General features: G+C 41.6%; 7 protein-coding genes. 3 read left to right on the top strand and 4 right to left on the bottom strand.

Annotation, left to right across the window (positions count from 1 at the left end; genetic code table 11):
• Window positions 1-79 precede the first annotated feature (79 nt).
• The gene (locus NJ959_RS20730; RefSeq protein ID WP_254013643.1) at window positions 80-1,060 is read right to left on the bottom strand and encodes a CHAD domain-containing protein; all 981 of its coding nucleotides are present in this window, start codon (window positions 1,058-1,060) and stop codon (window positions 80-82) included.
• 1,091 nt (window positions 1,061-2,151) lie between these two features.
• Here NJ959_RS20730 and NJ959_RS20725 point away from each other — a divergent pair.
• The gene (locus NJ959_RS20725) at window positions 2,152-3,204 is read left to right on the top strand and encodes a pentapeptide repeat-containing protein (RefSeq protein WP_254013642.1); all 1,053 of its coding nucleotides are present in this window, start codon (window positions 2,152-2,154) and stop codon (window positions 3,202-3,204) included.
• A 202-nt stretch (window positions 3,205-3,406) separates the two neighbouring features.
• Here the strand turns inward: NJ959_RS20725 and NJ959_RS20720 are convergent, their stop codons facing one another.
• The gene (locus NJ959_RS20720) at window positions 3,407-4,837 is read right to left on the bottom strand and encodes a SagB family peptide dehydrogenase (RefSeq protein WP_254013641.1); all 1,431 of its coding nucleotides are present in this window, start codon (window positions 4,835-4,837) and stop codon (window positions 3,407-3,409) included.
• Window positions 4,838-5,355: 518 nt separating this feature from the next.
• Between NJ959_RS20720 and NJ959_RS20715 the strand changes: the two genes are divergently transcribed.
• Window positions 5,356-6,681 carry an S-layer homology domain-containing protein gene (locus NJ959_RS20715; protein ID WP_254013640.1) on the top strand — a complete coding sequence of 442 codons (1,326 nt, stop codon included), beginning with the start codon at window positions 5,356-5,358 and terminating at the stop codon, window positions 6,679-6,681.
• Between the two features lie 201 nt (window positions 6,682-6,882).
• Here NJ959_RS20715 and NJ959_RS20710 read toward each other — a convergent pair whose 3' ends face one another.
• Window positions 6,883-7,752, bottom strand: a complete 870-nt coding sequence (locus NJ959_RS20710) for a PEP-CTERM sorting domain-containing protein (RefSeq protein WP_254013639.1) — start codon at window positions 7,750-7,752, stop codon at window positions 6,883-6,885.
• Between the two features lie 245 nt (window positions 7,753-7,997).
• Between NJ959_RS20710 and lepB the strand changes: the two genes are divergently transcribed.
• Window positions 7,998-8,657 carry a signal peptidase I gene (gene lepB, locus NJ959_RS20705; RefSeq protein WP_254013638.1) on the top strand — a complete coding sequence of 220 codons (660 nt, stop codon included), beginning with the start codon at window positions 7,998-8,000 and terminating at the stop codon, window positions 8,655-8,657.
• A 107-nt stretch (window positions 8,658-8,764) separates the two neighbouring features.
• On the opposite strand, the gene NJ959_RS20700 is transcribed toward lepB, so the two are convergent.
• Window positions 8,765-9,013, bottom strand: a 249-nt coding sequence (locus tag NJ959_RS20700) for a hypothetical protein (protein WP_254013637.1), incomplete at its 5' end; no start/stop codon positions are given.

Here is a 9,013-nt window from a genome sequence, read left to right as displayed (position 1 = left end):
TTGTTGGTTGTTGGTTGTTGGTTGTTGGTTGTTGGTTGTTGGTTGTTGGTTGTTTTTCAAATAACAAATAACAGAGACTCTAACTAACCTCTATTGCTGGATGTAATATAACCTTATATAAATCTTTTATAGTTTTGGGATTGAGATAGTGCTGCTGAAGTTTCTGCCATTCTTGCCACAATTCGTAACGAGATGAACTCATTGTTTGGGCAAGGGTTGGTAATTCAACTGTCAGATCTGCTTTCAGAATATTCTTCAGAAATTCTGCCAAAACAAAACTATCTTGAATTTGTCCTAAAATGCCTTGAATAGCTTTGATGTCTTTAATGTAATCCTGATAGTTGGAATTATAAAATTCTGTGAATAGTTCCATCTGATAACGGACTCCCTTGGCTTGCTTACGCAGATCGTGGAGATCTTCATCGGGATTACTTAAAATATCCATTACACTTTCCGGACTCATATCCAGATTAATTTCTATCTCTCCATTTTCGATCTTGACTCCGACTGGCCAAGCGGGGTGAAGCAAGAGTTGACTTACAATAGGTAGGAGCAAGTTTGGTAGGATATCCAGAATTGATAATTGGGCAAAGGAACCGTATTTTGGTTCTTCTAACCAGTCTTGCAAGCCTTTCTTGAGTGTCTGGTATGGTTTGTCATGGAGGGTTTCTTGGACTATTTCTAATGAATTTTGGCGGTGTTTGTGGAGAGTTGCCAAAACCTTTTTTAGTGTTTTTTGTTCCGATGTTGGTAGTGTTGGCAAGTATTGATTTTCAAGGGTATCTAGTAATACATCTAAATCCCGGAGTTTTCCTAGTTTCCGAGCAATTTTACCAATCTTATCTGGACGAGCGACTTTGGGGAGTACAATCGCTCTTTCAAAACCTGTTATGGCTGTCCGGAGACGGCGCATCCCTACCCGCATTTGGTGTAATGCTTCGGGATCTTTGTCTTTGATAACGTCGGTTTCGTGTTTAATGGTTTTCTGGAAATGGTTTTCAATGGCTAGATAAGCCCAATATCCGAAAACCTTGGGATCTGAGATAGAATTGGTTTTCATCACATTTTTACCGAGTAAAATCCCGGACTGGCGAACTGGGGTAGACTTGGATGGCTTCCCGTAGATCGACGTGCAATACTTGTATTACACCATCCTACTACAGTTTTAAATTTTGCGGTGTTCTGTAGACTACTGACAATTTGTAACCTAGGCTACCACGATCAAAGATCGACCTTGCACGATCTGACAGACAAGGATTATCTTTAAAGAAGAGGTTTTTTTTGCGGAGGCTTCTGGTTGTCGGGTGGGCTGATCGAAGTCCAAATCCAGACTACTCAAAGCTGAAGGAGCCTCCGTCAGATGGGAATGGCTGGTTGTCTATTGAAGTGAGTGCCATCTTCGAGAAGCCAATCTGATTTACGCAGTCTCAGGAATATTCTGGGTTTCTGGACTTAGACTAATCGCTAAAACAACCTATTCTGGTAAAGAAACCCAGTTTCTGCGTAAGTCATAGCCAATTCATGTCTAGCAACGGATCAATGAGCGATCGCTCAATCACTAAACACTAAGATAATCCTAATTCAACTGTATGACGGCGAGCCAATACTTGGGAGCGGCAGTCCAGTTTACCAGAGAATTGAATACAAGAGACTTTGCCAGTTTGATGCCCAAACCTGGTTGGAATCAGAACCAACGTTCTGGTAAAGGTTTTTTATAGCCGTTGTAGTTGCTGGTGAACTGAGTGAACCCCAATCTGGGAATGTCTAGTATTTTATTTTACTCGTCATTAGTTATTTAGTCATTAGTTATTTGTAATTGGATGAAGTCGAGAGTCGGCAGTAAGAAACGGAGGCTTTCTTGCCAGAGGCAAATTGCTATCCGAAATCTTCAACCCCCCGTTGTCCATTCATGACAAATAACTGATGACAAATTGAAGGGAAGAATAAAGAATATCCATAATCCATATAAATACATGGATAATTTTTTATTTCCTTCATCGGTTAGCTAGCAGCTACTTTGTAGCACCATAAATTCACCCAATGGTGTTAATTAACCAGAACTTATTTCTTAACCCTGCCAAATCAACATTATTTTCAGAAACTTAGGGAGAGCCTGTAGCTGATTAACAGCACAAAAATCAGGCAACTTTTATGAAAGCAAGTGAATTTTCAAGTACGGCCGAACTTTTAAATCGCCATGAAACCGGAGAACGAACTTTTGTCGGTATCAACCTCATGGGCGCAGATTTAAGTGAAGAAAATCTGAATCGTATCAATTTAAGTAATGGAAATCTCAAGGGAGCCAATTTAACCAGGGCAAAACTGATTGGCGCTCAACTCAGGGATGCAGATTTAAGGGGTGCTAATCTCAAATATGCCCAACTAATTGATACAACTCTCTCTCAAGCTGATCTCAGTGAGGCAATATTGAATGAAGCAGATTTGAGTGGAGCTATTCTGGCTGGGGCTACCCTGTCTGATGCGGATTTAAGACATGCTATTTTGATTGGCTCTAGCTTAATTGGTGCTAGGGTGAAAGGGGCAAAATTGACAAAGGCGAATTTGACTGGTGCAACTTTGAGCCGCGCTATTCTCAAGGGGGCTGATTTGAGAAAAGCAACATTAAATCGAGCGATTCTCACTGAGGCTGATTTAAAAGGAGCAATCCTCACTGGGGCTAGTTTAATTCGAGCCTATTTGCACCGGGTAGACTTGCGGGGAGCAAATTTAGAGAATGCAGACTTAAGTGAAGCTGATTTGAAGGGTGCAGATTTGAGTGGGGCAGACTTGAGTGGCGCTAACCTCAGTGGAGCGAATTTAACTCAGGTAAATCTTACTGATGCTGACTTAAGTGGAGCAGATTTGGAAGGAGCTAATTTGAGTCTAGCGAGTATGAATGGATTGGTGCTAAAAAAAGCTAATTTACGGGGGGTAAATCTAAGTAAAGCTAGCCTGCACAAAGCTAATTTGTGTAAAGCTAATTTGACGGGTGCAAATTTGCTGGAGGCAAACTTGCGGGATGCTAATTTGAGTCAGGCTAATCTGCTGCGGGCTGGTTTGCTCCTCAGTTATCTCACAGGGGCTAATCTCAGTGGGGCTAATCTCAGTGGCGCTAATTTAATTGGTGCGGATCTGAGTGGTGCTGATTTGAGTGATGCTGATTTAAAAGGGGCAATTATGCCTAACGGGATTACTCATGATTAAGAGGTTAGGGGGCAGGGGCTAGGGCGTGTTTTCACACCATGGAAGGGCGAAGCATTTGGATAGAAATATTTGGGTTTGAAACAGGTGTTATCCCCCAAATGCTACGCCCCTACCCCAAAATTTGGACGGAAGAAGACACGCCATAGGGGGAAGGAGAGTTTTAACTCAAAACTCAAAACTCAAAACTCTCCTCCCCACTCCCCTACTTAGTGCCCAGGATAAATTCTCCTACGGAGGTTTCAGCGTAGTAATCTGTCTTAGCAGTTAGGGCAAATAAATCAGCATTACCCTGAGCAATTGCACAAGAGCCAAGATTCATTGCTGTTGCTACCAGATACATTGTCTGTAATAAAATACCTACATTTTTGAGGATTGCGGCATAAGCGATTGATTCATATTGCCAGTTAATTCTGGCAAAACGTGCCGCCATGATAATCAAAACCTGGGGGGTATGATGTTGGCGGTTGGTAATCCATATTTCTTCTAAAAGCTGATCCACATTTTTGGTTCGATCTGATATTTTACAAAGTTGATGATCTTGGGGGCAATAGTGGTAAAAACCATCGGGAATATTTTCGCATATATTCACGGCAAGATAGAGTTCTAATTCATAGTTTGCTCCACCGTTAGGATAGGGACGATTGCTGATTTCTTCTGGTCCTTTTTCCATAACTTTTTTAACCCGTGCGGTACGATATAGAAATTCTCCTATTTGTTTATCTGTAATCGGGTTAGCGTCGTTAAATTGCTTGATGGACTTTCTATCTTCCAATATCAGACTAAAGGGATAATCTGACTCTTTTAGTTTTTCGATATCAGGCTTGTACAGGTTAATAATGTCATTCGATACCTTTGGTTTTATGGCTGGTAGCCGCTCAATTTTACCGAGAAATGGATATGTTCGGCCAACTGGGTTGCTATGTCTGCCTGTTCTTGTTCTCGAATGAAATAGCAGATCGTGAAACTCCCATTGTACCAGTGTTTCATTTGTTTCTTCTGCTATAGTTCCATCTTCTTCAACTGCCAAAAGCATTTCGTCACTCAGGAGCAAGCTAAATAAGTTTTTGATTGTATCTTCGGAAAGACTGGGTATTTTATTATAAATCTCGCGGCAATCCCGAGGTTGAGAAAGTTCCGCAATCAGTGCGGCAGATTGCAAATCAACTAAGATAAGTTGACTGTGAGATAGAGGAGATTCAAGAACTAGTTTCTCTTTATTTTTGCGGCAATAGGCAAAACGCGATAGGACATATTTTTTGTCTGTCGTGGCTTCTTTGATTTGAAATTTATCGTACTTTCCCAGGGGAACTAGAGTTGCCATCGGTAATTCTTCGGCAAGCACAGTATGGCAGACAAAGCCAAGATTGATGAATTTTTCCAGGTAATAATATAAATTCGGTAGTTCTGAAAAACTATCTGTCTGTAGCACCAATTCGCTGAGATTTTCCTCCGTTGCACCCTCAGTGGCAAGAAGTTTTAGTGCCGCGAGAAATCCAGGTGATACTGGCTCGATATTAATCGTGTACTCAGGAATATTTAGATCAACTTGGGGCGACTGCACAATAACGCGATCGCTTGATTCTTCAATAACTGAGATGCCCTGTTTGAAGGAGAGAATAAATGGATTGTACATTGTTTGAAGGAGAGAATAAATGGATTGTACATTGATCAATCTATTGAGTAATTAAGAAGGATTAAGACACTACCGAAATATATATAAGAGGTTTTCGTGGAATCTACATCCGTAACGATACGGATATCCTGAAATGCTATATCCGTATTATTACGGATGGAATAAGTAGTCATTGGTGATTGGCAAGGGTTTTCGCTTTATTTACATAACTTAACATCACCTTTACTTGTACTTGAAGTTACCCCGTACAAGAATACCACTGAGATGCTGAAAAAAGACGTGGCAATCCCGCGTCTTTACTCATTATTGGCGATTCTCCCGAACTTCTCTATCCTGTAAATATTCCCATTTTGCGCTAGCCTAGGAAGTAATACCAAGTTGCCGTCTAAAATAGAATTCGTAGAGCAGGCATCCTGCCTGCGGCGGGGTATCCTGCCTGCGGCTGACTCCTCATGTCGCCTCTTCTACATTCAACTATCAGCCACAACTTGGATTAGACTGATTTTCTGGTTAACAGCGTGCTAGCTAAACGTCATATTCTATTTATCTCTATTGCAGTTTGTTTAGTAGGTTTGTTGACATCATGTGCCAACAGTACCACAGGCAAATCCCTGGAAAGATCCTTTGCAGCCGATCCCAAACTCAAGGATAATCCTACAATTTCGGGGAACTCACAACAGAATAATCCAGAGAATCCCTCTGCTGCGGCACTCCCACAGGATTTCCCAGCAGAGATTCCCCGTTATCCAGAAGCTAAATTAGAGAAAGTCGAAGCCTTAACTGTACCAGAAGCTTCCGGTAAAACTACCATTTGGTCATCCTCCGATCCTAGTAATTTGATCCTAAACTTTTATAAAAAGGCATTTGAAACTGGCAATTGGCAAGTTATATCTCAACCAACTGAGGAAGATGGTGGCAATTTTGTCATTCGTGGGAACGATTTGCAAATTACCATTGTGATTTCTGGAGGTGGTGGGATTAGTAACCCAGAAGAAACCCCCAGTACAACACCACAAACGCCAGGAACAAATCTCAGTATTACAACCTTTGAAATTCAGTATATCCGTAATACTAATCAGGCATCAGCATCTCCACCTCAACCACAACCATCTGGAGATAATGTTACTCCTAAACCCATAAGTTCACCATCAGGAGGAGAGTCACAAAACTTTACCGATTTCGATAAAATCCCCCAAGGATTGCGAGAATCTGTTGAAGATTTAGCGGCATTAGGTGTCTTAACCCTGACACCATCTAACACTAAAACAAATTCCGATATTACTCAAACTCAATTTGAACCCAATAAAACCATAACCCGCCGCGAATATGCCCGTTGGTTAGTAGCAGCTAATAATAAAATTTATGCTAATAAGCCGGGATTACAAATCCGTTTAGCTGCAACAACAGACCAACCTGCATTTCAGGATATACCTAAAACCGATCCAGATTTTCCCACTATTCAAGCATTAGCAGATGCGGGATTAATTCCTAGTCCTCTTAGTGGCGACGCAACCGCTGTACAATTTCGTCCAGATGCCCCCTTAACGCGGGAAAATTTAATTTTGTGGAAAGTACCATTGGATACCCGTCAAGTTTTGCCAGCCAGTGCCATTGATACGGTTCAGCAAACCTGGGGATTTCAAGATACTGCCAAAATTGACCCGAAAGCATTGCGAGCAGTTTTAGCGGATTTTCAGAATGGGGAGCGAGCTAATATCCGTAGAGTTTTTGGTTATACTACCCTATTTCAACCAAAAAAATCAGTAACTCGTGCTGAGGCTGCAGCAGCATTATGGTATTTTGGTTCTCAGAGTGAAGGAATATCTGCTCGTGAGGCGCGTTAGCTTAAATTGACTCTCCTGGGTTTATTCGCAATTGGTTTGTTAATTTTTACTACTGTACCTCATAGCAGCGGGAACCGCCGTATTTTTACCCACCATCATATATATAGCGTTTTCATTTGGGATGCGAACAGCAAAAGTCCTGAAGCACCATAAAATAAGGCTTTCTATTTTACATCTCATTTAAAAACACTATATATCGATTTATTTTACTTCTTGACGACGACGAATTTTAGCACCAGCAATCATCAAACCAACGGCGGCTATACCAGCAAGGCTAGAGGGCTCCGGAACATCTTTTACTTCCAGAGCAACACCATCATTACCACATTCTTCAAATACATGGCTGATAAAATTACCACCAGGAAGCAATGAGCGATCGAACTTAAAGCCAAATGTGTAAGTATCATTGGCACTAAAGTGACCAAAATCTAGTCCTTCACCAAGTAAATCGGTGTTAGTTAAAGATGTAATCCCACCCAAAAATGTACCAGCTTTAATGATATTGAGAATGGGGGTACTAACAGGAGAAGAAGTTCCGTACAAATAATTGTAGGTAGCAGTTTTAGTTGGTAAATCAGTGCCTGTGCTGTTGGGTTTCTCGAAACCTGCACCATAATATCCCGCCAAACTGCTATATCCATTATTACTTGTCGTCACGCTATCGGTTGTGACATTACGATACACGCCAACTTGTCCAACTCCAGAATCATTAGTCCCGGCAAAGCGAATGCCAAATAAATTACCTGCACTATTAGCAGTTTGGAAATCTGTACCGGAGAAATTGAAAAATAAATCTCCCCAACCAATATTGCGATCAGCAGCACCGGAAGCTGAAACTCCAGTTAGAGGCATTCCACTAGTAAGTGCGACAAAAATATTGTCAGCAGTTTGTTTAATCGCCATGCCTTTTATTTCATAGTCAGCACCACCGGAACCATCATTGAAAGCATCAATTCCGTAGTTCCAATTGTTGTGTAGTTGTCCGGCTTGAGCTTGTCCTCCTGTGGCAGAGATTAAGCATAATGCGGCGGCGGCGCTACCAATTAATGTGGCAAGTTTTTGAGTGTTCATGTCTTCAAATCTCAACTGTGTAAGTTTCTCTACTTCTCTATTTAAACTCAGTTAATAGCTTTTTAGGTAAAGGATGCGTGAAGTTTACTTAAAGTGTTCGTGAATTTAATTGCCTTTTTGGGTGTATTTTATGAAGCTGGGATGAAGAAAACACTAAGGCACTAAGGGAGATTCACTAGTGGGAAATTACCTTTGCGATCGCAACTCGCTATGATGGCAGTTGATAACTGGTAACTTACATTAATATGACTTCAGATCGAAAAAATTTAGCTGTCCCCAATGCCTCTGGCGAATCCCCCACGTCAACCTCAAGCGACGCTCAAGCTAATCCTTCAGGGGTTGTGGAGAAGCCCCAAGCACCAACCCCAGCAAAATTGACATTGTGGCAGCAGGTACGGGAAAATGTCCAGATAGTTGCGATCGCACTCGTCTTGGCGCTCTTGATTCGCTCCTTTGTCGCAGAGCCTCGCTACATTCCCTCGGATTCGATGATACCGACATTGGCAACGGGCGATCGCTTGGTGGTGGAAAAAATATCCTATCGTTTCCATTCTCCTACCAGAGGTGATATTGTTGTCTTTGAGCCACCCCCACAACTCCAAAGTCTTGGCTACTCTAAAGATCAAGCCTTTATTAAACGAGTTATTGGTACTCCTGGTGAAGTGGTGCAAATTCAAGATGGCAAAGTTTACCTCAATGGTACTCCTTTAGAGGAAGACTACATTGCCCAACCACCAGCTTATAATATGCCCCCAGTGCAAGTACCTGAAGGTCAACTATTTGTAATGGGAGATAATCGGAATAATAGTAACGACTCCCATATCTGGGGTTTTTTGCCACAGCCTAATATTATAGGTGAGGCAATTTGGCGCTTTTGGCCTCCCAATCGGATTGGTAATCTTTAGAGGCGGTTGGTAAACAGAAGAGGATTTACGGAAAATCTGTAACTCAACTATATATAGTAGGGTGCGTTATGTAACGCACCCTACTGATAATTAGCCGGATGGGAGTATTATTCGCCCAAACACCATCCAAATATTATCAATGCGATCGCAATCGTCAAAGAAGTAATCGGTTTGACAGCACTTACAATATCCAAAGGGAAAAATACAAAAAATTCTGAAAATAGCCAATTACTAAGGACAAATACTGCAATCAAAATAACAAAGGGCGTAGTGGGTGAAGGATGAAGGCTGAAGGATGAAGGCTGAAGTAAAAAAATAGTTTCACCCACACCCCACACCCCACAACACCCCACACC

The sequence above is a fragment of the Limnofasciculus baicalensis BBK-W-15 genome (genome assembly GCF_024178385.1).
GTDB classification, from domain to species: domain Bacteria; phylum Cyanobacteriota; class Cyanobacteriia; order Cyanobacteriales; family Coleofasciculaceae; genus Limnofasciculus; species Limnofasciculus baicalensis.
This window is presented reverse-complemented; position numbering and strand designations above follow the sequence as displayed.

Coding starts and splice junctions, on each gene's coding strand:
- NJ959_RS20710 (WP_254013639.1), bottom strand. CDS start 7,752: ATGAACACTCAAAAACTTGCCACATTAATTGGTAGCGCCGCCGCCGCA.
- lepB (WP_254013638.1), top strand. CDS start 7,998: ATGACTTCAGATCGAAAAAATTTAGCTGTCCCCAATGCCTCTGGCGAA.
- NJ959_RS20730 (WP_254013643.1), bottom strand. CDS start 1,060: ATGAAAACCAATTCTATCTCAGATCCCAAGGTTTTCGGATATTGGGCT.
- NJ959_RS20720 (WP_254013641.1), bottom strand. CDS start 4,837: ATGTACAATCCATTTATTCTCTCCTTCAAACAGGGCATCTCAGTTATT.
- NJ959_RS20725 (WP_254013642.1), top strand. CDS start 2,152: ATGAAAGCAAGTGAATTTTCAAGTACGGCCGAACTTTTAAATCGCCAT.